Below are 20,897 nucleotides of genomic sequence, written 5' to 3'. Positions count from 1 at the left end.
GAAACACCTCATTGGGATGTAAGCAAAGGCGGGCGGCGCAGCAAGCCGTGCACCGGACCGAAGACCACGGACAGCAGGTACCAGCCGCCAGCCACCAGCACAATTGCCGGGCCGCTGGGCAGCGAGTAGTAGAACGACAGCAACAAGCCAAGCCATACCGACAGGCATCCCAGCACCGCTGATATGGCGATCAACACCGGCAGGCGCCGGCTCCAGAAACGTGAAGCAATCGCCGGCAACATCATCAGGCCGACCACCATCAACGCGCCGATGGCCTGGAAACCGATCACCAGGTTCAGCACCACCAGCGTCAGGAACAGGCCGTGGGCCAGCGGGCCGAGGCGGCTGACGGTTTGCAGGAACAGCGGGTCGAGGGTGTCCAGCAGCAGCGGTTTGTAGATCACCACCATGGCGATCAGGCTGAAGCCCGAGACCCAGAGCATGCCGGTGAGGGTCGGGCCGTCTACCGCCAGGGCCGAGCCGAACAGCAGGTGCAGCAGGTCCAGGCGTTTGCCGGCGAGGCCGAGGATCAGCACGCCGCTGGCCAGGGAGATCGGGTAGATGGCGGCGAGGCTGGCGTCTTCCTTCAGCCCGGTGCGACGGGTAATCCAGGCGGCGAGACCGGCCATGCTCAGGCCGGCGCCCAGGCCGCCGATGGTCAGCGCGGGCAGGCTCAGGCCGGCAAACCAGAAGCCCAGGGCGGCGCCGGGCAGGATGCCGTGGGACACCGCGTCACCGATCAGGCTCATGCGGCGCAGGATCAGGAACACCCCAAGCGGCGCGGTGCTGCATGCCAATACCAGACCGCCGACGAGCGCGCGGCGCATGAAAACGAAATCGAGAAACGGCATCCACAGGTGGGCGGCGAAGTGCATCAGGCCACCTGCATTTGCGGCTGCGGGCGGATCAGTTCTTTGCTGGAGCCGAACACGCAGCCACTGCTTTTGATCTGCACCACTTGCTGGGTGTGTTGGCGTACGGAGCCGAGGTCATGGCACACCACGACCACCGTGCGGCCTGCGTCGTGCCAGGCGTGGATGTGTTTCCAGCACAGCGCCTGGCCGTCTTCGTCGAGGGCGGCGTGGGGTTCGTCCAGCAGCAATATCGGCGACTCGGCCAGGCTCATGCGGGCGAGCAGGGCGCGTTGCAGTTCGCCGCCCGACAAGGCCATCAACGGCCGATGCTCCAGGCCGCTGAGGCACCAGTCTTCGAGCACGGCGCTCAGGCGTTCGGTACGTTGTTGCGGGGTTTGCCTGCTGCCCCAAAAACCGGCGGCCACCAATTCTTCAAGGCTGATAGGAAACTGGCGGTCGAGGTTCTGTTGCTGGGGCAAAAACGACAGGCCACCTCGGCGTGGAACATCGATCGTCACTTTCCCCGCCAGTGGCTTCTGCAATCCGGCGATAACTTTCAGCAGGCTGCTTTTGCCGGTGCCGTTGGCGCCGATGATGCCGGTAAGGCTGCCTTTTTCCAGGGTGAAATCCACGGCGGGGGTCAGTGGTTGGCCGGGGGCGCCCCAGCGCAAAGCGGTGCAGGTGATCATTCGGAAGGTCTCGTCCAGCGGCTTTCGGCCACGGCATCGTGCGCGTGAAGGCTTTCGGCGTGGATCACTCTCAAGTGGAAGGCATTGACCGCATCCGAGCGTTTCAAGGCGAGGTTCAGGCGGCGGGCGGCGTCTTCGCAGAACATCAGGTTCTGCCCGTTGGCCAGGGCGAAGGCTTGTTCGTCTGCACGCTTTACGGCGGTTTGCACGGCAGTGCCGAGGGCGGCTTCGGTTTCGTCGATCAACTGGGTCAGCGGCAGTGTTGGCTGATCGTCCTGAAGCCGGACCTGCAACAGCGCGCTGCTGCGCTGGCTGTGGGGCGTGGCGACGATGCCGTTTGCGCTGCCGAGCCAGGTCAGTACGTCTTCGTGCTGCAGCGGTGTGCCGGCAAAGTCCTCGATAAATTGCTGCTGAATCAATTGCCTGGCGAGGGCAGCGGAGCAAGGGCAGGTTGAAGAGTAAGTAACGTCAATTTTTAGTTCCACGTGGAACATCTGGTTTTCCAGGCGCGCCTCGATGCTCACCGGGTAGCTTTTCCAGCCGGCCAACGGGCTGACCAGCGCCGGACGTTTCAGCAGCAGACCTGCATGAATTCGCAGGTAGGCATTTGTGGATAAACCTTCATGACTGTCGAGAAAACGTTGCAATACACTGCGCAGCAGTGCTGGCGAAAGCGGTTGCTGTTCAAGCATTTCCAGCGCCAGGTAAAGCCGTGACATATGAATGCCACGGGCCTCGCCGTCGTCCAGGCTGACGCCGGCATCAGCCGTGGCGCTAAGGCTTTGGCCGTCGATCAGAATGGGCAGGGCAATGCCGCACATGCCCACCCAATCGAGCGGCAAGGCTTGGCGTGAAGCCTGCGCGGCGATATCGGGCAGAGTCAGCGCGTTCATGAGCAGGTCCATCGTTGGAAATAAAAAGACATGTTATATTATTACAATTGAAACGACGAAAGTTTTTCTGTTCTGTCTTTTATTCAGTCATGTCGAGTACGGAAGCTCCTTTATTTGCGGTGTAAGTCATGCACAGACGTCAACTCCTCAACCTGCTGCTGGCCAGTGCGGTGTTCACCTTGCCCTTGGGCGTGTCTGCCGCGCAGATCCGCAATGCACGGCTGTGGCGGTCGGATAACAAGCTGCGGCTGGTGCTGGACCTCAGCGGCCCGGTGCAATACAAGACCTTCACCCTGACCGCGCCGGAGCGGTTGATCATCGATTTGAGCGGCGCGAAGCTGACCGGTGATTTCAGCCAACTGGCCCTGACCAACAGCGGCATTACCTCGATTCGCTCGGGGCATTTCGGGCAGGGCGATACGCGGATCGTGCTGGATTTGAAGGCGCCGATGCAGCTCAACAGCTTTCTCCTGCCGCCACAGGATGGCCAGGGCCACCGCCTCGTGCTGGACCTGACAAGCGCCACTCATGCACCTATGCAAATCGCTGCGGCACCGGCCGCGTTGGCTGCACCCGTGCCGGCGCCGGTGGACAGGGCTCATCCGAAACGCGACATCATCGTGGTGGTCGACCCTGGGCACGGCGGCAAGGATCCCGGCGCGATTGGCTCAAAGGGCCAGCGCGAAAAAGACGTGGTGCTGTCCATCGCCCAGTTGCTGGCCAAGCGTCTGAAGCGCGAGAAGGGCTTCGATGTGAAGCTGGTGCGCAACGACGACTTCTTCGTGCCGCTGCGTAAACGTGTGGACATCGCCCGTCAGCACAAAGCCGACATGTTTATCTCGGTACACGCCGATGCCGCGCCACGGCTTACGGCGTCCGGCGCCTCTGTCTATGCGCTGTCTGAAGGCGGCGCCACCTCCGCCACCGCACGGTTCATGGCGCAGCGGGAAAACGGCGCCGACCTGTTGGGCGCCACCACCTTGCTCAATCTCAAGGACAAGGACCCGATGCTGGCCGGGGTGATTCTCGACATGTCGATGAACGCCACCATCGCCTCCAGCCTGCAACTGGGCAGCTCGGTACTGGGCAGCCTGCAAAGCATCACCACGCTGCATCAAAAACGCGTGGAACAGGCCGGCTTTGCGGTGCTCAAGTCGCCGGACGTGCCGTCGATCCTGGTGGAAACCGGGTTTATCTCCAACACCCAGGACGCCCAGCGACTGGTCACCGCACGCCATCAACAGGCGGTGGCAGACGGTTTATTTGAAGGGTTGAAGAACTACTTCCAGAAGAACCCGCCGATGAACAGCTACATGGCCTGGGTTCAGGAACAGAAAACCGGCCAGGTCTAACAGCCGGTGATTCGACTACAGGTGAACTTGGCGCTGGCACCACCGGAACTGGAAAACCGGTTGAGGGTGGTCCAGCCCACTCGCCGCGTGTAGCCCACCCACGCCTCACCATCGGAAGCCAACCCGGTAAAGAACGTCAGTTGCCCGTAGCGGCTGCTGGTTTGTGCCCAATAGCGTTTTCCGATCACTTCAAAGCCCCGCAAATACGTAGTGCTGCCTGCCGTCGCGACGCTGTAGGCATTGCCCTGGGCGTCGACGCACGCCAGCAGGTTGGCGCTGCGGGTGCAGTTGGCCAGCAGGCTGGGCACCTGGGCGTTGGCCAGGCTCGCCAGCATCAGCAACACAGCACACAGCAGGTATTTCATAGAGGCTCTCGGGGCGTTATTCGGCTGCCAGCATTGCGCCCTTCGTCGTCACGAGCAAGGGGGATTGGCTTATTTGCATTGTTATACTATAACATTAAAAAACAGCCTGACCCGTGAACCACCTCCGATGACCGAACAAGACCTTCTCGCCCAACCCTGCGCCGACTACATGAATGAAGCCCAGCAAGGTTTCTTCCGCGAGCTGCTGCTGGCCCAGCGCAACGAGCTGCAAGCGCGCATCGACGCTGAATTCATGGTGCTGCGCGAACAGGAGCCCAACAGCGATCCCGCCGATGTCGGCAGCGCCGAAGAACAGCGCCAATGGCAACTGCGCCTGCTGGAGCGCGAAAAAAAGCTGTTGGACAAGATCGACGAAGCCCTGGAACGCCTGGCCCGCGGTGAATACGGCTGGTGCCGTGAAACCTGCGAACCCATCGGCCTCAAGCGCCTGCTGCTGCGCCCCACGGCCACCCTGTGTATCGAAGCCAAAGAACGTGAAGAGCTGCGCGAACGCCATCAACGGGCGATTTGACCGGCCAACCCTGATGAGGAATACCTGATGCCCAATCGTCTCCCCGTTACTGTGCTGTCCGGATTCCTCGGCGCCGGCAAAAGCACGCTGCTCAACTACGTCCTGCGCAACCGCGAAAACCTGCGGGTGGCGGTGATCGTCAACGACATGAGCGAAATCAACATCGATGGCAGTGAGGTCCAGCGCGACGTCACCCTCAATCGCTCCGAAGAAAAACTGGTGGAGATGAGCAACGGCTGCATCTGCTGCACCTTGCGCGAAGACTTGCTGGAAGAAGTCGGAAAGCTCGCCAAGGAAGGTCGGTTCGATTACCTGTTGATCGAGTCCACCGGTATCTCCGAGCCGCTGCCAGTGGCCGAAACCTTCACCTTCCGCGATGAAGAAGGCCAAAGCCTGGCGGACATTGCCCGGCTCGACACCATGGTCACCGTGGTCGACGGCATGAACTTCCTGCTCGACTACCAGGCTGCCGAAAGCCTGGCGTCCCGGGGCGAAACCCTCGGTGAAGAGGACGAGCGCTCGATCACCGACCTGCTGATCGAGCAGATCGAATTTGCGGATGTGATCCTCATCAGCAAGATCGACCTGATCAGCAGCAGTGAGCGCGAGGAGTTGATGGCGATCCTGGAGCGCTTGAACTCCCAGGCTGAAATCATCCCGATGGTCATGGGCGAAGTGCCGTTGGCGAAGATCCTCAACACCGGCCGTTTCGACTTCGAGCGTGCTTCCCAGGCGCCGGGCTGGTTGCAGGAACTGCGTGGCGAACACCTGCCGGAAACCGAAGAGTACGGCATCGCCTCCACCGCCTATCGCGCCCGCCGCCCGTTCCACCCGCAGCGGTTTTTCGACTTTATCGACCGGCCTTGGGTGAATGGAAAACTGCTGCGCTCCAAGGGCTTTTTCTGGCTGGCCAGCAAACACCAGGACGCCGGTAGCTGGTCCCAGGCTGGCGGCCTGATGCGCCATGGGTTTGCCGGGCGCTGGTGGCGTTTCGTGCCGAAAACCCAGTGGCCCCAGGACGAGGAAGGCATCGCCGCAATCATGAAAAACTGGCAACTGAGCACCGGCGATTGCCGGCAGGAGCTGGTGTTTATCGGCCAGAACATCGACTTCGCCCAGATGACCGCCGAGCTGGACGCTTGTTTGCTGACCGACGATGAAATGGCCACGGGTGTCGAAGGCTGGCGCTTGTTGGCCGATCCCTTTGGCCCTTGGTTCGAAGAGGCTGCCTGATGCTGGCACCGACCCTGAAACTGCGCCCGGTGGTTCGCCAGACCCACGGCGAAACCCCGGCCGTGCTCACCGATATCCTTGAGGACGGCGTGAACCTAGCGGTGTGGCAGCGTCAGTTGCCTCTGCACATCGCCGAGTTCGGCGCGTTACTGGTGGCACTCAATGAGCCATTGGCCGAGTCGCTGGTGGTTGAACTGAACAGCGAAGACGCCGAGCCAAACCTGCAGGACTTTGCATCGGGTTGCCGTGACCTTGAAGGCTACGAAGGCTTTATCGCCGATGTGTCGTGGCTGGTCAGCGCCTTTGCCTGTTTGCTGGGAGCCAAGCGTATCGGCGTGCGTTTGCGGCTATTGGACAAGGCCATGTGCCCGCGTTTTCATGTGGATCATGTGCCGGTGCGGCTGATCACTACCTACGCCGGCATTGGCAGCCAATGGCTACGCGAAGGTGTGATGGAGCGGCGGCACCTGAGCCAGGCGAGTGCTGAGCCGGAAGAACGCATTGAGCAAATCCACTGCGGTGAAGTGGCGTTGCTCAAGGGCGAAAAATGGCACGGCAACGAAGGCTTTGGCCTGATCCACCGCTCGCCGCCGCTGCAAGCGGATCAACGACGGTTGATTCTGACGCTGGATTGGTTGGCGTAACCGGGTAGGATCGAACCTCTCTACACGGTCTGAATGATGTCCACCATGCTGCAGAACATTCCCACCCACGTGATTGCCGGGCCCCTGGGCGCCGGCAAGACCAGCCTGATCAAGCACCTGCTGGCCCAGCGCCCGGCCAATGAGCGTTGGGCGGTGTTGATCAATGAGTTCGGGCAGATTGGCCTGGATGCCGCGTTGCTCACCCGTGATGACGACGGGATTGCCCTCGGTGAAGTGGCGGGTGGCTGCCTGTGTTGCGTCAACGGGGCGCCGTTCCAGGTAGGGCTGGGGCGTTTGTTGCGTAAGGCCAGGCCCGACCGGCTGTTTATCGAGCCGTCCGGGCTTGGGCACCCGGCTCAATTGCTCAAGCAGCTGCGGGAAGCACCCTGGCAGCAGGTACTGGCGGTGCAGCCGTGCGTGCTGGTACTGGATGCCCAGGCGTTGGCGGCGGGCAAACCTTTACCCAATGCCCAACGGGAGGCATTAGCCAGCGCCGGGCTGTTGGTATTGAACAAGAATGAAGCCTTAAGTGATGCGCAGCGCCTGTTGATTCAAGGGCAACTGCCCGATCGACCGATCTATTGGACGCAGCAGGCGCAACTGCCCTTGGCCCGGTTACCGGGTGTGAATGCTCAAGCGGCAGCGGCTGTGGATAACTTCGAGTTGCCCAAAGGCCTGGGGCAAATGCCGGCCATCTGGACGGATCCGGCATCGCCGATCTGCCTCAGCCAGGGCCAGGAGGATGGCTGGAGTATTGGCTGGCGCTGGCATCCGAGTCAGCGATTCGACGCGCGGCGCATTCAGCTATGGCTGCAATCGTTGGACTGGCGACGGGCAAAACTGGTTATCCACAGCCTGGATGGCTGGGTATCGGCCAACGCTGTGGATAACGCCGCGTTGGCCTGGCAGCCCAGCGAATGGCGGCGGGATTCGCGTATCGAATTGATCTTCAGCGAAGTGCAGGACGTTGCGCAGTTACAGGGTGGGTTAACCGCTTGCCGTCAGTGACGGGTCTTGCTGTTGCCATGCTCCTGGCGCCACTGGCTTAGCTCAATGATCTCGGCGCTGGGCAATGGCGTCTTGATCTCGAACGGGTAGGGCGCCAACTCGATTTGTGCACTGTGGGCGCCGAATTGGGTGATGGTCCCCGGGTGCCGCGTTTCGCCGGTCACGGTGAATTCGAAGTTGTAGATCCGTGCCAGGCGCCGCCGCCCGCTGGCATCTTTCACAAAACCGATGCGCTTCAACGCCACGGCGCCATCGAGCAGCTCGATGTCGAGCTTGGCGCAGTGCTGCTTGACCCGTTCCAGCGCCCGCTCGCGCAGGCCGTGGTTGTGCCACAGCCAGGCGGCACCGGTCGCCAGCAGCATCAGCACGAAGATATTTCCGAGGGTCAGCATTCGATGAACTCCAACAAAGTAGGGCCAGCTTAACTGCGTCTCCGGTCTGTCGTACAGGCCGCGTTTAGTCGCATACTGCGCAGCCAGAATATCAACGGCTTTACGGAAATCCCCTGCATGAAACGTACGCCCCATCTGCTTGCGATCCAGTCTCATGTGGTCTTCGGCCACGCCGGAAACAGCGCCGCCGTGTTCCCCATGCAACGGGTCGGGGTGAACGTGTGGCCGCTCAATACGGTGCAGTTCTCCAACCACACTCAGTATGGTCAGTGGGCGGGAGAAGTGTTGGCGCCGCAGCAAATTCCTGCGCTGGTGGAAGGCATCGCGGCGATTGGCGAGCTGGGCAACTGTGATGCAGTGCTGTCGGGCTACCTGGGCAGTGCGGCCCAGGGCCGGGCGATCCTCACCGGCGTGGCGCGGATCAAGGCGATCAACCCCAAGGCTCTTTACCTGTGTGACCCGGTGATGGGGCATCCGGAAAAAGGCTGCATCGTGCCCCAGGAGGTCAGCGACTTCCTGCTGGAGGAAGCGGCGGCGATGGCCGACTTCCTGTGCCCCAACCAGCTGGAGCTGGACAGCTTTGCCGGGCGCAAGCCGCAGTCGCTGTTCGATTGCCTGGGGATGGCCCGTGCGTTACTGGCCCGCGGGCCGAAAGCGGTGTTGGTCAAGCACCTGGATTATCCCGGCAAGCTGCCGGACGGCTTCGAAATGCTGTTGGTGACGGCTGAAGGCAGCTGGCACCTGCGTCGGCCACTGCTGGCATTCCCGCGTCAGCCGGTGGGCGTGGGCGACCTGACGTCGGGCCTGTTCCTGGCGCGGGTGTTGTTGGGGGATAGCCTGGTGGCGGCCTTTGAGTTCACTGCTGCAGCGGTGCATGAAGTACTGCTGGAAACCCAGGCGTGCGCCAGCTATGAGCTGGAACTGGTGCGCGCCCAGGACCGGATTGCCCATCCGCGAGTTCGCTTCGAGGCAACCCCGATAGGGCTTTAAGGCCCGTCTGCCTTGATTTCCTGATAGCGCTTTTCCAGCTCCTGGCGAATCTGCCGGCGCTGTTGAGCCTGCACAAACCGGCGTTTGTCTTCGCTGTTCTGCGGTTGCAGCGGCGGCACGGCGGCCGGTTTGCGCTGGTCATCCACCGCGACCATCGTGAAGAAGCAGCTATTGGTGTGGCGTACCGAACGCTCACGGATGTTCTCGGTGACCACCTTGATCCCCACTTCCATCGACGTGTTGCCGGTGTAGTTGACCGAGGCCAGGAAGGTCACCAGCTCGCCGACATGGATCGGCTCGCGAAAAATCACCTGGTCCACCGATAACGTCACCACATAGCGCCCGGCATAACGGCTGGCGCAGGCGTAGGCCACTTCGTCGAGGTACTTGAGCAGCGTGCCGCCGTGCACATTGCCAGAGAAGTTGGCCATGTCAGGGGTCATCAATACTGTCATCGACAGATGGGCGTTTCCGGGTTCCATAGCACACTCACGGGTTGTAGGCATTGGGTGGGGAGGCACCTCTGCGGGTGCTGGAGTCTTTGCAGAGCCATTCATAACGGGACGCTGGGCCCCGGCTTGCCGTCACGCCTGGGGCGATCTGTTTCCATATATTGCACCGGCTTTCTGCCGCAAGTCGCGGTGTTACCCTTCAAAAGCCCGTCTCAAAGGCAATTCTTACGATCAAGGCAGACTTTTCTTTCCGTTCATTGCGACCTTTCGGGGTGTATGCGTGGAAATGGGAAAAGCGCCAGTACCCCTCAAGGAGCCCCTCGCCATGCACGCCATCAGCTTTATCCAGGACCTGGCCGTGATCATGCTGGTGGCCGGGGTGGTGACGATCCTGTTCCATCGGCTCAAGCAGCCGGTGGTGTTGGGGTATATCGTCGCCGGCTTCATCATCGGCCCGCACACCCCACCGTTTGGCCTGATCCACGACGAAGACACGATCAAGACCCTGGCCGAGCTTGGGGTGATCTTCCTGATGTTCTGCCTGGGCCTTGAGTTCAGCCTGCGCAAGCTGTTCAAGGTTGGCGCCACCGCATTTATCGCGGCGTTCCTCGAAATCATCCTGATGATCTGGATCGGCTACGAAATCGGCCGCTGGTTCGACTGGAACACCATGGACTCGCTGTTCCTGGGCGCGATCCTGGCGATTTCCTCGACCACCATCATCGTCAAGGCGCTCAATGACCTGAAGATGAAAAACCAGCGCTTTGCCCAGCTGATTTTCGGGGTGCTGATCGTCGAAGACATCCTCGGCATCGGCATCATCGCCTTGCTGTCGAGCATTGCCGTCAGCGGCACGGTCAGCTCCGGCGAGGTGTTCTCCACCGTCGGCAAGCTCTCGCTGTTCATGATTGTCGCACTGGTGATCGGGATTTTGCTGGTGCCACGCCTGCTGGAGTACGTGGCCAAATTCGAAAGCAACGAGATGCTGCTGATCACCGTGCTGGGCCTGTGCTTCGGTTTCTGCCTGTTGGTGGTCAAGCTGGAATACAGCATGGTGCTGGGGGCATTCCTGATCGGCGCGATCATGGCTGAATCCCGGCAATTGCTGAAGATTGAGCGCCTGATCGAACCGGTTCGCGACATGTTCAGCGCGATCTTCTTTGTCGCCATTGGCTTGATGATCGACCCGCAGATCCTCCTGCAATACGCCTGGCCGATTGCGGTGATTACCGTAGCCGTGGTGCTGGGCAAGATGTTGTCCTGTGGGTTGGGGGCGTTTATTGCGGGTAACGATGGCCGCACTTCATTGCGAGTGGGGATGGGGCTGTCACAGATCGGCGAATTTTCATTCATCATCGCCGCGCTGGGGATGACGTTGCAGGTCACCAGCGACTTCCTGTATCCGGTGGCGGTGGCTGTTTCTGCGATTACCACACTGCTCACACCCTATCTGATCCGTGGCGCAGACCCGCTGTCGCTGAAGATTGCCGCAGTGATGCCCAAGCGCATGAGCCGGGTGTTCGGGATGTATGGCGAGTGGCTGCGCAGCATTCAGCCCCAGGGCGAGGGTGCGATGCTGGCGTCGATGATCCGCAAGATCATTCTGCAGGTGGGGGTGAACCTGGCGCTGGTGGTGGCGATCTTCTTTGCCGGCAGCTTTTTCGCGGCGCGTATTGGCAGCTACCTGGAAGGCTGGGTCAGCGATCCGAGCTGGCAGAAGGCATTGATCTGGGGTGGGGCGTTGCTGCTGTCGCTGCCGTTTTTGATTGCGGCGTACCGCAAGCTCAAGGCGCTGTCGATGCTGCTGGCGGAGATGAGCGTGAAGCCGGAAATGGCCGGGCGCCACACTCAGCGCGTGCGCCGGGTGATCGCCGAAGTGATCCCGATTCTTTCGCTGCTGGTGATTTTCCTGCTATTGGCAGCCTTGTCGGCCAGTATCCTGCCGACCAACAAGTTGCTGGTGCTGATCGCCGTGGTGACGGCCGCGGTGGCCGCCGTGCTCTGGCGCTGGTTCATCCGCGTGCATACGCGGATGCAGGTCGCCTTGCTGGAGACCCTGGATAACCATAAGGATACGCCGGAGCACTGAGTGGGTCGCAGAGGGCTGCTTCGCAGCCCAGCGCGAGCAAGCTCGCTCGCCACAACAAGCGCCCTCGGCACACAGGGGTCTCAGCTTTCCAGCCAGACGTCCCGCGCCCAGTGCCACACCGATTCCCAGGTTTCTTCGGTGACGAGTTCTTCTTCGCCGGACCACAGCACCACGGTGCCGTCTTCTTCGACGCAGTAGTAGTCGTCGCCGTCCTGGCAGATCGGGATCATGCTGCGGTCAACACCGGCATCCCAGGCGTTGGCGGCAACGTCCGGCAGGTAGGTGTGGGACTGTGGGTCGGTGACGGTCACCGGCTCCAGGCTGCCGTAGACCACATCGCTGACGGTCAGCAGAAATTCACGGAAGACGAACGGAATATCGATGAACAGTTGTTCCTCGATTTCCACCAGTTGATCTTCGTCAGGCAGCTCCAGAGGAACCGGTACCGGTTCGTTGGCTTCACGCAATTGTTCGATAACTTCTTCCACGGCCGGGATCCTCTTGCTAGATGGCGCGGTTTATAGGGGCGTTTTATACAGTAGCTCGCTATAAGTGCAACCGTGAAATAGAAAACCCCGGACAAGTCCGGGGTTTTTGTTACTGCGTACTCAAAGCGGGCAGGGATCAGCCGTTCTGGCGGATACCGGCGACCAGCCAAGGCTGGTTTTCGCCTTGTGGGCGCTCCATGTTCCAGCTTTCGCTGAACACTTCGCCCTGGTCGAAACGCGAGGTCTTCGACACACCGCTGAAGGTCAGGGTGGCGATGGTCTTGTCGGCGCGGTCATCCACACCTTCAAGCTGCACTTTCAGGTCGTCGATGTAGGTCGACTGGAAGCCGTCGCCCAGGTCGGCACGTTCGCGCTTGAGGAACTCCAGCAGTTGCGGGGTCACGAACTCGGCGATCTTGTCCATTTCGTTGGCGTCCCAGTGTTGCTGCAGGGACTGGAAGTGGCTGCGGGCCGCTTCGACGAAGCGCTCTTCGTTGAACCAGGCGGGTGCGTTGATCACCGGACGAGCGGCGGCAGGAGCAGCCGAACCGCCGAAGATCGAACCCATGGCAGCAGGCTTTTGCTCGAACACTTCACGCTGCATCGGCGCGCCGGCTGGAGCCATGTGCTCCTGTTGCTTGCGGCGACGGGCGGCGATAAAGCGGAAGATCAGGAAGGCGATGACCGCCATGATCAGGATGTCGAAGATCTGCATGCCCTGGAAGCCGCCGCCCATGAACATGGAGGCGAGCAGGCCGCCGGCCGCGATACCGGCCAGAGGGCCCAGCCAGCGCGAAGCACCGCCAGCCTTGGCAGCAGCGCCTGCGGCACCGGCAGCGCCAGCGGTCGCAGCTGCGCCGCCCATGCCGCCGCCGGATGGGGCCATTTGGCTGGTCTGGTGGCTCGGCGCCGAGCCCATGGATTTGCCGCCACCGAAGCGCTTGGCGTTGGCGTCGAGGCTCATCGTCAGGCCGATGCACAACGCCATGGCGATGCTAAGAAAACGTTTCATAAAGGGAATTCCCATTTGTGGATTGCACGCGCGCCATGTTGCACAGGTGTGATGTCAGTGGCTAGCGGCATAGTGTTTCGGGCTTTTGCGTAGGGCCAATACCGAATCGTCTGTAGGACTTATTACAGATATTGGCCCCACCGCTGCCAAATACAAGGGTGGGGCAACATCCTTCATGTTCTACAGTTGTTTCAGATTGCTTCGAGCTTGGCGTAGCCCATCATCAGCCACTTGCTGCCTTCGGCGAAGTTCACCTGCACCCTGGCCTGGGCACCGGCGCCTTCGAAGTTGAGGATCACGCCTTCGCCGAAGATCGCGTGCTTGACCTGCTGGCCAAGGCTGAACGGCGTCTCGGGGATTTCCGAACCAGCGAACATGCTGCTGGAGTTCTGCTGCTGGCCGCCGCCGAACGGTCGGCTGACGCTGTTGGACAGGCGCACTTCCTGAATCAGCCCTTTCGGCACCTCGCGTACGAAGCGCGACACCTTGTTGTAGGTCTCACTGCCGTACAGGCGCCGGGTTTCGGCGTAGGTCATCACCAGGTTCTGCATCGCCCGGGTGATGCCCACGTAGGCCAGGCGGCGTTCCTCCTCAAGGCGGCCGGGTTCTTCCAGGCTCATCTTGTGGGGGAACAGGCCTTCTTCCATGCCCACCAGGAACACGTAGGGGAATTCCAGGCCCTTGGCACTGTGCAAGGTCATCAGCTGAATGCTGTCTTCATGCTCATCAGCCTGGGTGTCGCCGGCTTCCAGGGACGCGTGGCCGAGGAATGCCGCCAGTGGCGTCAGGTCTTCGTCTTCTTCGGTGTTTTCGAACGCGCGGGCGGCGCTGACCAGTTCCTCAAGGTTTTCTACCCGGGCCTGGCCTTTCTCGCCTTTTTCCGCTTCGTGGTAGGCGATCAGGCCGGACTGCTCGATCACGGTCTGGGTCATCAGGTGCAGCGGCATTTCCATGCACTTGGCGGCCAGGTTCTCGATCAGCTCGACAAACACGCTCAAGGCACCGGCCGCACGGCCGGTCAGGCCCTTGTTGGCGATCAGCAGGCGCATCGCTTCCCACATCGACACATCGCTGTGGCGTGCGTGGTCGCGAATCGCCTCGACGGTCTTCTCGCCGATGCCGCGGGCCGGAATGTTGATCACCCGTTCCAGCGCCGCATCGTTGCCGCGACCTTCCAGCAAGCGCAGGTAGGCCATGGCGTTCTTGATTTCGGCACGTTCGAAGAAGCGCTGGCCACCATAGATGCGATACGGAATGCGCTCGCGCAGCAGGGCCTCTTCCAATACCCGTGATTGGGCGTTGGAGCGGTAGAGAATCGCGATATCGCTGCGGGCCAGGCCGGTTTTCAGGGCGCTTTCGATGGTTTCCACCACGTAGCGCGCTTCATCGTGTTCGTTGAAGGCGGCGTACAGGTTGATCGCTTCGCCTTCGCCGCCGTCGGTCCACAGTTCTTTGCCCAGGCGCCCGGTGTTGTTGGCGATCAAGGCGTTGGCGGCCTTGAGGATCCCGGCGGTGGAGCGGTAGTTCTGTTCCAGGCGGATGGTTTCGGCGTCCGGGAAGTCGTCGCTGTACTGGTAGATGTTCTCGATTTTCGCGCCACGCCAGCCGTAGATCGACTGGTCGTCGTCGCCCACCACCATCAGGCTGTCGCCGCCCTTGGCCAGCAGGCGCAACCAGGCGTACTGCACGGCGTTGGTGTCCTGGAACTCGTCCACCAGGATGTGGCGGAAGCGTTTCTGGTAGTGCGCCAGCAAGCCCGGGTTGTCGCGCCACAAGTCGAGGGCGCGCAGCAGCAGTTCGGAGAAGTCGATGACGCCAGCGCGCTGGCAGGCCACTTCATAGGCTTCATAAATGCTGCGCATGGTGGCCAGGAACAGGTCGCCGCTGGCCTGAATATGTTGCGGGCGCAGGCCTTCATCTTTCTGGCCATTGATGAACCACTGGGCCTGACGGACCGGCCAGCGTTGTTCATCCAGGCCCAGCTCGCGGATCACCCGCTTGACCAGGCGTTGCTGGTCGTCGCTGTCGAGAATCTGGAAGGTCTGGCTCAGGCCGGCTTCCTGCCAATGCGCCCGCAACAGGCGGTGCGCCAGGCCGTGGAAGGTGCCCACCCACATGCCGGCCGGGCTGATGCCCATCAACTGCTCGATGCGATGACGCATCTCGGCAGCGGCCTTGTTGGTGAAGGTCACCGACAGGATGGAATGCGGTGAGGCGTTCTCGACCTGGATCAACCAGGCGATACGGTGCACCAGCACTCGGGTTTTACCGGAGCCAGCACCGGCCAGGACCAACTGACGGCCAACGGGGGCCGCTACGGCCTGGCGTTGGGCATCGTTGAGGGAGTTCAGCAAAAGAGAGAGATCATCGCGCATCGGCGCATTCTAGGGTGCCCGGGGGAGTCGGGCAAATCCCAATGCCGGGTGGTCACGGGAAAACTTCTGCGTCGACACGGGATAAGGCAACAATCTATTCACGGTGATGACCGGTCGGTCATCGCCCACAGCCCGCGCCCTGTCTCACTCAAGCTGTCTGGCTCCAAGGTTTGCGCCTGATTGTCGCGCTGTTTTTATGACTTGGGGCAGTTTGGCCCGAGCGTTTGCTTGTGTATGCTCCGTCGACGTTTCGGGCTCACCATTATAAGAACACTGCCTATGACCCTTAGCATTGACCTGGCGGGACCCTCCGTGGCGCCGGCGCAGGTTATCCGCAAGCACTACGCCATGGAGATGGCGGTGGAGCGCACGCGCCTGCTTTACCAAGGCTCCCTGCTGCCTACTTTATTAATGCTGGTGAATGGACTGGTCTGCGCCTGGTTGCTCTGGAGCCCGCAGCGCTATCTGCTGGACAGCATTTGGCTTGTATGGCTGCTGGCGCTGGTGGCCTTGCGGGTAATTCAGGTGGCGGCGTTCGATTCCGCCATGCCCAGCCGCCAGGCGCAGCCGATCTGGCGACGCATGTTCATGCTGGGCTCGGCCGTCAGCGGCTTGACGCTGGCCAGTGCTGCCATCGCCCTGGTCCCTGTGGACAGTTTTGCGCAACAGGCCTGGGTGTTCGGCCTGCTCGGCGCGGCGACCTTGTCCGCCAGTGTTGCCTATGCCGTCAGCCTGCCGGCTTTCCTGTCGTTTGCCGTGCCCTGCCTGGTGCCGGCCATCCTCTATTTATTCTGGAGCGGCGACCCGCAACAGCAAGGCTGGGGTTGCCTGGGCCTGATTCTGCTGGCATCCCTGAGCCTGGTGGCATGGCAGGTCAATCGCCTGATCCAGCGCGGGCTGCTCAGGCGCTTCCAGAACCAGGCGTTGATCGAGCATCTGCAGCAAGCGCAGCAACGCAGCGAGCAACTGAACCAGGAACTGGTGCGTGAGGTGGAGCAGCGGCGCCAGGTCGAACAAGAGTTGCGCGAAGCACAGATCGGCCTGCAGCAACGCGTCGATCAGCGCAGTCAGGAACTGGACGCGGCGAGCCTGGCCCTGAGCAAAAGCGAGGCGCGTCTGGCCATGGCGTTGCAGGCCAGCGAACTGGGTCTGTGGGACTGGAACCTGCAAACCGATGAGGTCCACCACACGCAGCTCAAGGAGTTGTTCGGCCTGGAGCCGGAATACGTCACGGCGATGCTCAGCCACCTCAAGCCACGCCTGCACCCGGACGACTTGCCGCTGCTCAAGCGCGCGCTGGTGGAGCACCTTAAAGGCCGCAGCGAGGACTACCTGGTGGAATACCGGGTGCGCCATGGCGATGGCCATTGGGTATGGATCCAGGACCGTGGCCGCGCCGTGGAGCGCTCGCCCAGTGGACGCGTCACGCGGATGCTCGGCACCCGCCGCGACATCAGCGCCGGCAAGGCCCTGGAAGAACAGCAGCGCCTGGCATCGACGGTGTTCGAGGCGGCCAGCGAAGGCATTGTGATCCTCGACCCGGACTACGTGCTGATAGCCGTCAACCAGGCATTCAGCCGCGTTACCGGCTTCGACATCGACGACATGATCGGGCGCAATGTCGTGGAGCTGCCCAGCAGCCGCGACGCACGGCGCCACTTCCCGGTGATCCGCCAGGCGTTGCTCAGCCACGGCACCTGGCAGGGCGAGCTCGTGGAAACCCGCAAGAACGGCGAACTCTACCCGCAATGGCTACAACTGAATGTAGTCCGGGATATTCGGGGAAATGTAAGCCATATCGTGGGTTTCTTCGCTGATCTGTCCGCGCGGCGCGAATCCGAGGAGCGCATGCGCTACCTCACGCATTACGACGAATTGACCGGGCTGGCCAACCGCTCGCTGTTCCGCGAGCGGTTGCGCGAAGCCCATCAGCGGGTGCGCCAGGGTGGCCGCAGCCTGGCCTTGCTGCATATCAACCTGGACCGTTTCAAGCTGCTCAACGACAGCCTCGGGCATGAAGTGGCCGACCAGTTGTTGCAGAAAATGGCCCGCCGCTTGATCAACGCCTTGCCTGAGGCCGACACCATAGCGCGGCTCTCTGGCGATGAATTCGCCGTGCTGTTCGACGCCTACGGCAACCTGTCGAGCCTGGCGCGGGTGGCCACGCGGTTGCTGGCCAAGTTGCGGGTGCCGGTGACGGTGGAAGGGCACGAGTTGGTGGTCAGTGCCTCAATGGGCGTCAGCCTGTTGCCCGACAATGCGCGGGAAATATCCGCGTTGGTCAGCCAGTCGAACATGGCCATGCAGCACGCCAAGCACCTGGGCGGTAATAACTTCCAGTTCTACACCGACAGCCTGCAGGCCAGCACCCTGGAACGTTTGCAGCTGGAAAACCAGCTGCGCAAGGCGATTGATGAGCGCCAGCTTACGGTGTTCTACCAACCCAAACTGTGCCTGGCCAGTGGCAAGCTGAATGCGGCCGAAGCATTGATTCGTTGGGAACATCCGCAGTGGGGCATGGTGCCGCCCGGCGACTTTATCGGGCTGGCCGAAGAAACCGGCCTGATCGTGCCGCTGGGGGAGTTCGTGTTGCGCCAGGCGTGCTGGCAGGCTTGTGAATGGCAACGCCAGGGGCTGGCGCCGATTCGGGTGTCGGTCAACCTGTCGGTGCACCAACTGCGCCAGGGCAAGCTGATCAGCCTGGTGCGCCAGGTGCTGGAAGAAACCGGGCTCGATCCGCAATACCTGGAGCTGGAACTGACCGAAAGCCAGCTGCTCGACAGCGTCGAGCACATCATCTCGACCTTCCAGCAACTGCGCGACCTGGGAGTGAAGCTGGCGATTGATGATTTCGGCACCGGTTACTCATCCCTCAGTTACCTCAAGCGCATCCCCGTGGACTACGTGAAGATCGACCAGACGTTCATTCGTGGCCTGGGCCAGGGACGCGAAGATGCCTCGATCACCCGCGCAATCATTGCCATGGCCCACGGGCTGTCGCTCAAGGTGGTGGCCGAGGGTGTGGAAGATCAGCAGCAGCTGGACTTTTTGCGGGATGAGCAATGTGACGAGGTGCAAGGCTATTTGATCAGTCGGCCGGTGGAAGCGGATGGCTTGGCGGATTTGTTACGAAAAAATGCCGATTTTCCATAGTTGAGCCCAAGCCGCACGCGGGGCTACATCGAGCCTGCCCGCTGAATCAGCGGGCAGCAGCGTGATTAAGTGATGCATCGAACGGGCAAATCGTTAATTCTTGTAGTATAACTACAAGCTTGCTACATCCCTGGCGTCTGCCAATAACAAGAGTCCAGCCCTTTGAACCTGTTGCAACATATCGCCCAGTCGCGCCACCTGTTACGCAAATCGGAACTCAAGGTTGCCGATCACGTGCTGCTTGACCCTGCGGCCGTGATGCACAGTTCCATGGCCGACCTGGCCCACAGCGTGGGCATCAGCGAGCCGACCATCGTGCGCTTCTGCCGCGCCATCGGTTGCTCCGGTTTCCAGGACTTGAAGCTCAAGCTGGCCCAGAGCCTGGCGGCCGGTGCGAGCTTTGGCCAGTTTGCGATCCACGAAGACGATTCCGTCGCCGACTACAGCCTGAAAATCTTCGACACCACCCTGCACACCCTGATGGAAGTGCGCGAAAAGCTCGACCCGGTGGAGCTGCAAAAAGCCGTGACCGCCATGTCCCAGGCCCAGCGCGTGGAATTCTATGGTTTCGGCGCGTCCGGCGCGGTGGCGGCGGATGCCCAGCACAAGTTCTTCCGTTTGCTGCTGACGGCGGCGGCCTACAGCGACCCGCACATGCAGGCGATGTCGGCGGTGACGTTGAAGCCCAGCGACGTGGCGATCTGCATTTCCCAGTCCGGCCGCTCCAAGGATTTGCTGATCACCGCCAACCTGGTGCGTGAAAGCGGCGCGACCCTGATTACCCTGTGCCCGAGCCAGACGCCATTGGCAGAGCTGTCGACCGTCAACCTGGCGATCGATGTACACGAGGACACCGAGATCTACACGCCGCTGACCTCGCGTATCGCCCACCTGGTGGTGATCGACGTGCTGGCGATGGGCGTGGCCATGGCGCGCGGCCCGAGCCTGGTCAACCACCTCAAGAGCGTGAAGCGCAGCTTGCGCAGCCTTCGGTTGTCACCCAAGTCCGTAAAAGCCCTCGACGACTGATAGTTTGTACGCGGACCCATTGTGGGAGCGGGCTTGCTCGCGAATGCGGAGTGTCAGTCACTGAATATGCTGGCTGGCCCGCCGCATTCGCGAGCAAGCCCGCTCCCACATTTTGATCGGGTCCTGCCCCGCAAGATTCATCGTCCTGTCATCCCCGTGCCGCCAAACCGTCATTGCCCGAGCCCATCCTGAACTCCCCTTACTCGCATTGGGAGACTCGAAATGGCTCGGCAATACGAAGAAAGCAACAGCACCGTCAAGACCCGCCGCCAGCAGGAAGACCAGCGCCGCATGGCCTTCCGTCGCGCAATTGAAGACCGCTGCGATCAGCGTCAATTGCAACAGAGCATCAGTGACTATCCGGAACTCCACTGGCAGGCACCCGCAGCTGCCCAGCGAAGCGCTCAGCCAGCGCGCTGATCTGCAGCCGCTCGCTGCGGATAAAGCCCAGGAATGCATGGGCCACCGGTGACAGGCGCTTGGCCTTGGCCTGCACCAGGCACCAACTGCGGTACAGCGGCAGTTCTTCCACCGGCAGCTCCCTGAGCCCGCCGGTGGCCAGTTCCAGGTTGACCGCGTGGCGCGTCAGCAGCGCCACGCCCAACCCGGCGGTCACGCACTCGCGCTGCGCCTCGGCCGAAGACACTTCCACCGTCTGGGTGAAGTGCACGCGCTTCTCCTTGAAATACTCCTCGCACGCCATCCGCGTCCCGGACCCCGGCTCGCGCAACAGCAGCGTGTAAGGCTCAAGGTCCTGCAGGCGCAACGGCCCTTGATGGCTCAGCGGATGATCGTGGGGTGCCACCGCGACAATCGGGTTGTTCAGGAACGGCAGGAATTCCAGGCCCATGTCCTGGGGCACCATCGACATGATCACCAGGTCGTCGCGGTTGTCTGAAAGCCGGCGAATCACCTGGGCGCGGTTGACCACCGTCAGGTGCAGGTTGACCTCCGGATGCTGGCGCTTGAAGGCGGCAAACAGGTGCGGCACGAAGTACTTGGCGCTGGATTCCACCGCCAGTTTCAGCTGGCCCTGCAACGAGCCCTGCATGTCGGAGAGTTGCATATCGAGGTTTTCCAGGCGGCCGAAAATGTCCCGGCTGGCCCGTTGCAAGGCTTCAGCAGCTTCAGTCATATAGAGCTTTTTGCCGACGTAATCGAACAATGGCTGGCCCAGCAGCTCTTCCAGCTGCTTGATTTGTAGGCTAACGGCCGGTTGCGTGAGGGACATTTCCTCGGCTGCGCGGCTGTAGGAACGCAAATCACAGACTTCATTGAAAATCTGCAATTGACGCAATGTCATACGCATCAATGACTTACGCATTGTTAAAACACTCCTGCCGACCC

At 61.5% G+C, this 20,897-nt stretch carries 21 protein-coding genes; 10 read left to right on the top strand and 11 right to left on the bottom strand.

The features are described 5' to 3' along the window. Positions 1 to 8: 8 nt before the first annotated feature. The 3 genes from HYE77_RS07660 to folE2 are packed head-to-tail and all read right to left on the bottom strand — an operon-like array spanning position 9 to position 2,436. A complete protein-coding gene (locus HYE77_RS07660; protein WP_003213483.1) occupies positions 9 to 875 on the bottom strand; it encodes a metal ABC transporter permease in 867 nt (288 codons plus the stop codon). Beyond that, the gene (locus tag HYE77_RS07655) at positions 875 to 1,543 is read right to left on the bottom strand and encodes a metal ABC transporter ATP-binding protein (RefSeq protein WP_008439505.1); all 669 of its coding nucleotides are present in this window, start codon (positions 1,541 to 1,543) and stop codon (positions 875 to 877) included. Before HYE77_RS07655 ends, HYE77_RS07660 begins: the two co-directional genes overlap by 1 nt. Beyond that, entirely contained in the window at positions 1,540 to 2,436 is an 897-nt protein-coding gene (gene folE2 / locus HYE77_RS07650) for a GTP cyclohydrolase FolE2 (protein WP_177022403.1), read from the bottom strand. Before folE2 ends, HYE77_RS07655 begins: the two co-directional genes overlap by 4 nt. Before the next feature lie 128 nt (positions 2,437 to 2,564). Here folE2 and HYE77_RS07645 point away from each other — a divergent pair, with 128 nt between their 5' ends. Continuing rightward, entirely contained in the window at positions 2,565 to 3,788 is a 1,224-nt protein-coding gene (locus HYE77_RS07645) for an N-acetylmuramoyl-L-alanine amidase (RefSeq protein WP_003213478.1), read from the top strand. Here the strand turns inward: HYE77_RS07645 and HYE77_RS07640 are convergent. Beyond that, a complete protein-coding gene (locus HYE77_RS07640) occupies positions 3,785 to 4,153 on the bottom strand; it encodes a hypothetical protein (protein WP_003213476.1) in 369 nt (122 codons plus the stop codon). The two genes, HYE77_RS07645 and HYE77_RS07640, sit on opposite strands and share 4 nt — an antisense overlap. Positions 4,154 to 4,280: 127 nt before the next feature. Between HYE77_RS07640 and dksA the strand changes: the two genes are divergently transcribed. Genes dksA through HYE77_RS07620 form a run of 4 tightly spaced genes read left to right on the top strand, consistent with a single transcriptional unit; the run spans position 4,281 to position 7,570 of the window. Next, a complete protein-coding gene (gene dksA, locus HYE77_RS07635) occupies positions 4,281 to 4,685 on the top strand; it encodes an RNA polymerase-binding protein DksA (RefSeq protein WP_003213474.1) in 405 nt (134 codons plus the stop codon). Positions 4,686 to 4,712: 27 nt separating this feature from the next. Further along, complete coding sequence (zigA, locus tag HYE77_RS07630) at positions 4,713 to 5,918, top strand: zinc metallochaperone GTPase ZigA (RefSeq protein ID WP_003213472.1); 1,206 nt, start codon at positions 4,713 to 4,715, stop codon at positions 5,916 to 5,918. Further along, positions 5,918 to 6,562: a DUF1826 domain-containing protein gene (locus tag HYE77_RS07625; RefSeq protein WP_177040991.1), complete on the top strand. Its 645-nt coding sequence runs from the start codon at positions 5,918 to 5,920 to the stop codon at positions 6,560 to 6,562. The genes zigA and HYE77_RS07625 overlap by 1 nt, the downstream gene beginning before the upstream one ends. A 45-nt stretch (positions 6,563 to 6,607) precedes the next feature. Continuing rightward, positions 6,608 to 7,570 carry a GTP-binding protein gene (locus HYE77_RS07620; RefSeq protein WP_177068625.1) on the top strand — a complete coding sequence of 321 codons (963 nt, stop codon included), beginning with the start codon at positions 6,608 to 6,610 and terminating at the stop codon, positions 7,568 to 7,570. Here the strand turns inward: HYE77_RS07620 and HYE77_RS07615 are convergent. Further along, positions 7,564 to 7,962, bottom strand: a complete 399-nt coding sequence (locus HYE77_RS07615; RefSeq protein ID WP_003213466.1) for a DUF3301 domain-containing protein — start codon at positions 7,960 to 7,962, stop codon at positions 7,564 to 7,566. The two genes, HYE77_RS07620 and HYE77_RS07615, sit on opposite strands and share 7 nt — an antisense overlap. Before the next feature lie 117 nt (positions 7,963 to 8,079). Between HYE77_RS07615 and pdxY the strand changes: the two genes are divergently transcribed. Continuing rightward, positions 8,080 to 8,952 carry a pyridoxal kinase PdxY gene (pdxY, locus tag HYE77_RS07610; protein WP_003213465.1) on the top strand — a complete coding sequence of 291 codons (873 nt, stop codon included), beginning with the start codon at positions 8,080 to 8,082 and terminating at the stop codon, positions 8,950 to 8,952. On the opposite strand, the gene HYE77_RS07605 is transcribed toward pdxY, so the two are convergent. After that, positions 8,949 to 9,434 carry an acyl-CoA thioesterase gene (locus tag HYE77_RS07605; protein WP_177068624.1) on the bottom strand — a complete coding sequence of 162 codons (486 nt, stop codon included), beginning with the start codon at positions 9,432 to 9,434 and terminating at the stop codon, positions 8,949 to 8,951. The genes pdxY and HYE77_RS07605 overlap by 4 nt on opposite strands. 295 nt (positions 9,435 to 9,729) lie before the next feature. Between HYE77_RS07605 and HYE77_RS07600 the strand changes: the two genes are divergently transcribed. After that, a complete protein-coding gene (locus HYE77_RS07600; protein WP_003213459.1) occupies positions 9,730 to 11,493 on the top strand; it encodes a cation:proton antiporter in 1,764 nt (587 codons plus the stop codon). A gap of 80 nt (positions 11,494 to 11,573) precedes the next feature. Here HYE77_RS07600 and HYE77_RS07595 read toward each other — a convergent pair whose 3' ends face one another. From HYE77_RS07595 to uvrD, 3 genes are all read right to left on the bottom strand, one after another. After that, positions 11,574 to 11,981, bottom strand: a complete 408-nt coding sequence (locus tag HYE77_RS07595; RefSeq protein WP_003213456.1) for an SMI1/KNR4 family protein — start codon at positions 11,979 to 11,981, stop codon at positions 11,574 to 11,576. Between the two features lie 136 nt (positions 11,982 to 12,117). Then, on the bottom strand, positions 12,118 to 12,993 hold the full coding sequence (locus tag HYE77_RS07590; RefSeq protein WP_003213454.1) for a Tim44 domain-containing protein: 876 nt from the start codon (positions 12,991 to 12,993) through the stop codon (positions 12,118 to 12,120). 191 nt (positions 12,994 to 13,184) lie between these two features. After that, entirely contained in the window at positions 13,185 to 15,368 is a 2,184-nt protein-coding gene (uvrD, locus tag HYE77_RS07585; RefSeq protein WP_003213452.1) for a DNA helicase II, read from the bottom strand. 279 nt (positions 15,369 to 15,647) lie between these two features. On the opposite strand from uvrD, the gene HYE77_RS07580 reads away from it, so the two are divergent. Together HYE77_RS07580 and hexR are read left to right on the top strand one after the other, a co-directional pair. Continuing rightward, on the top strand, positions 15,648 to 18,521 hold the full coding sequence (locus HYE77_RS07580) for a GGDEF domain-containing phosphodiesterase (protein WP_177068623.1): 2,874 nt from the start codon (positions 15,648 to 15,650) through the stop codon (positions 18,519 to 18,521). Positions 18,522 to 18,683: 162 nt separating this feature from the next. After that, positions 18,684 to 19,550, top strand: coding sequence for a transcriptional regulator HexR (hexR, locus tag HYE77_RS07575; RefSeq protein WP_003213447.1), 867 nt, complete (start codon positions 18,684 to 18,686; stop codon positions 19,548 to 19,550). 57 nt (positions 19,551 to 19,607) lie between these two features. Here the strand turns inward: hexR and HYE77_RS07570 are convergent, their stop codons facing one another. Then, the gene (locus tag HYE77_RS07570) at positions 19,608 to 19,835 is read right to left on the bottom strand and encodes a hypothetical protein (protein ID WP_256347147.1); all 228 of its coding nucleotides are present in this window, start codon (positions 19,833 to 19,835) and stop codon (positions 19,608 to 19,610) included. Here HYE77_RS07570 and HYE77_RS32560 point away from each other — a divergent pair. Continuing rightward, on the top strand, positions 19,773 to 19,970 hold the full coding sequence (locus HYE77_RS32560) for a PA3496 family putative envelope integrity protein (protein ID WP_076013218.1): 198 nt from the start codon (positions 19,773 to 19,775) through the stop codon (positions 19,968 to 19,970). The two genes, HYE77_RS07570 and HYE77_RS32560, sit on opposite strands and share 63 nt — an antisense overlap. Here the strand turns inward: HYE77_RS32560 and HYE77_RS07565 are convergent. After that, on the bottom strand, positions 19,900 to 20,874 hold the full coding sequence (locus HYE77_RS07565) for a LysR family transcriptional regulator (protein WP_102604039.1): 975 nt from the start codon (positions 20,872 to 20,874) through the stop codon (positions 19,900 to 19,902). The two genes, HYE77_RS32560 and HYE77_RS07565, sit on opposite strands and share 71 nt — an antisense overlap. Positions 20,875 to 20,897 lie beyond the last annotated feature (23 nt).

The sequence above is a fragment of the Pseudomonas sp. IPO3774 genome (assembly GCF_013386835.1).
GTDB lineage: Bacteria > Pseudomonadota > Gammaproteobacteria > Pseudomonadales > Pseudomonadaceae > Aquipseudomonas.
This window is presented reverse-complemented; position numbering and strand designations above follow the sequence as displayed.

Bases quoted from the DNA above. Each gene is read 5' to 3' on its own strand.
- HYE77_RS07660 (WP_003213483.1), bottom strand. From the start codon at position 875: ATGCACTTCGCCGCCCACCTGTGGATGCCGTTTCTCGATTTCGTTTTC.
- HYE77_RS07655 (WP_008439505.1), bottom strand. From the start codon at position 1,543: ATGATCACCTGCACCGCTTTGCGCTGGGGCGCCCCCGGCCAACCACTG.
- folE2 (WP_177022403.1), bottom strand. From the start codon at position 2,436: ATGAACGCGCTGACTCTGCCCGATATCGCCGCGCAGGCTTCACGCCAA.
- HYE77_RS07645 (WP_003213478.1), top strand. From the start codon at position 2,565: ATGCACAGACGTCAACTCCTCAACCTGCTGCTGGCCAGTGCGGTGTTC.
- HYE77_RS07640 (WP_003213476.1), bottom strand. From the start codon at position 4,153: ATGAAATACCTGCTGTGTGCTGTGTTGCTGATGCTGGCGAGCCTGGCC.
- dksA (WP_003213474.1), top strand. From the start codon at position 4,281: ATGACCGAACAAGACCTTCTCGCCCAACCCTGCGCCGACTACATGAAT.
- zigA (WP_003213472.1), top strand. From the start codon at position 4,713: ATGCCCAATCGTCTCCCCGTTACTGTGCTGTCCGGATTCCTCGGCGCC.
- HYE77_RS07625 (WP_177040991.1), top strand. From the start codon at position 5,918: ATGCTGGCACCGACCCTGAAACTGCGCCCGGTGGTTCGCCAGACCCAC.
- HYE77_RS07620 (WP_177068625.1), top strand. From the start codon at position 6,608: ATGCTGCAGAACATTCCCACCCACGTGATTGCCGGGCCCCTGGGCGCC.
- HYE77_RS07615 (WP_003213466.1), bottom strand. From the start codon at position 7,962: ATGCTGACCCTCGGAAATATCTTCGTGCTGATGCTGCTGGCGACCGGT.
- pdxY (WP_003213465.1), top strand. From the start codon at position 8,080: ATGAAACGTACGCCCCATCTGCTTGCGATCCAGTCTCATGTGGTCTTC.
- HYE77_RS07605 (WP_177068624.1), bottom strand. From the start codon at position 9,434: ATGGAACCCGGAAACGCCCATCTGTCGATGACAGTATTGATGACCCCT.
- HYE77_RS07600 (WP_003213459.1), top strand. From the start codon at position 9,730: ATGCACGCCATCAGCTTTATCCAGGACCTGGCCGTGATCATGCTGGTG.
- HYE77_RS07590 (WP_003213454.1), bottom strand. From the start codon at position 12,993: ATGAAACGTTTTCTTAGCATCGCCATGGCGTTGTGCATCGGCCTGACG.
- uvrD (WP_003213452.1), bottom strand. From the start codon at position 15,368: ATGCGCGATGATCTCTCTCTTTTGCTGAACTCCCTCAACGATGCCCAA.
- HYE77_RS07580 (WP_177068623.1), top strand. From the start codon at position 15,648: ATGACCCTTAGCATTGACCTGGCGGGACCCTCCGTGGCGCCGGCGCAG.
- HYE77_RS32560 (WP_076013218.1), top strand. From the start codon at position 19,773: ATGGCTCGGCAATACGAAGAAAGCAACAGCACCGTCAAGACCCGCCGC.
- HYE77_RS07565 (WP_102604039.1), bottom strand. From the start codon at position 20,874: ATGCGTAAGTCATTGATGCGTATGACATTGCGTCAATTGCAGATTTTC.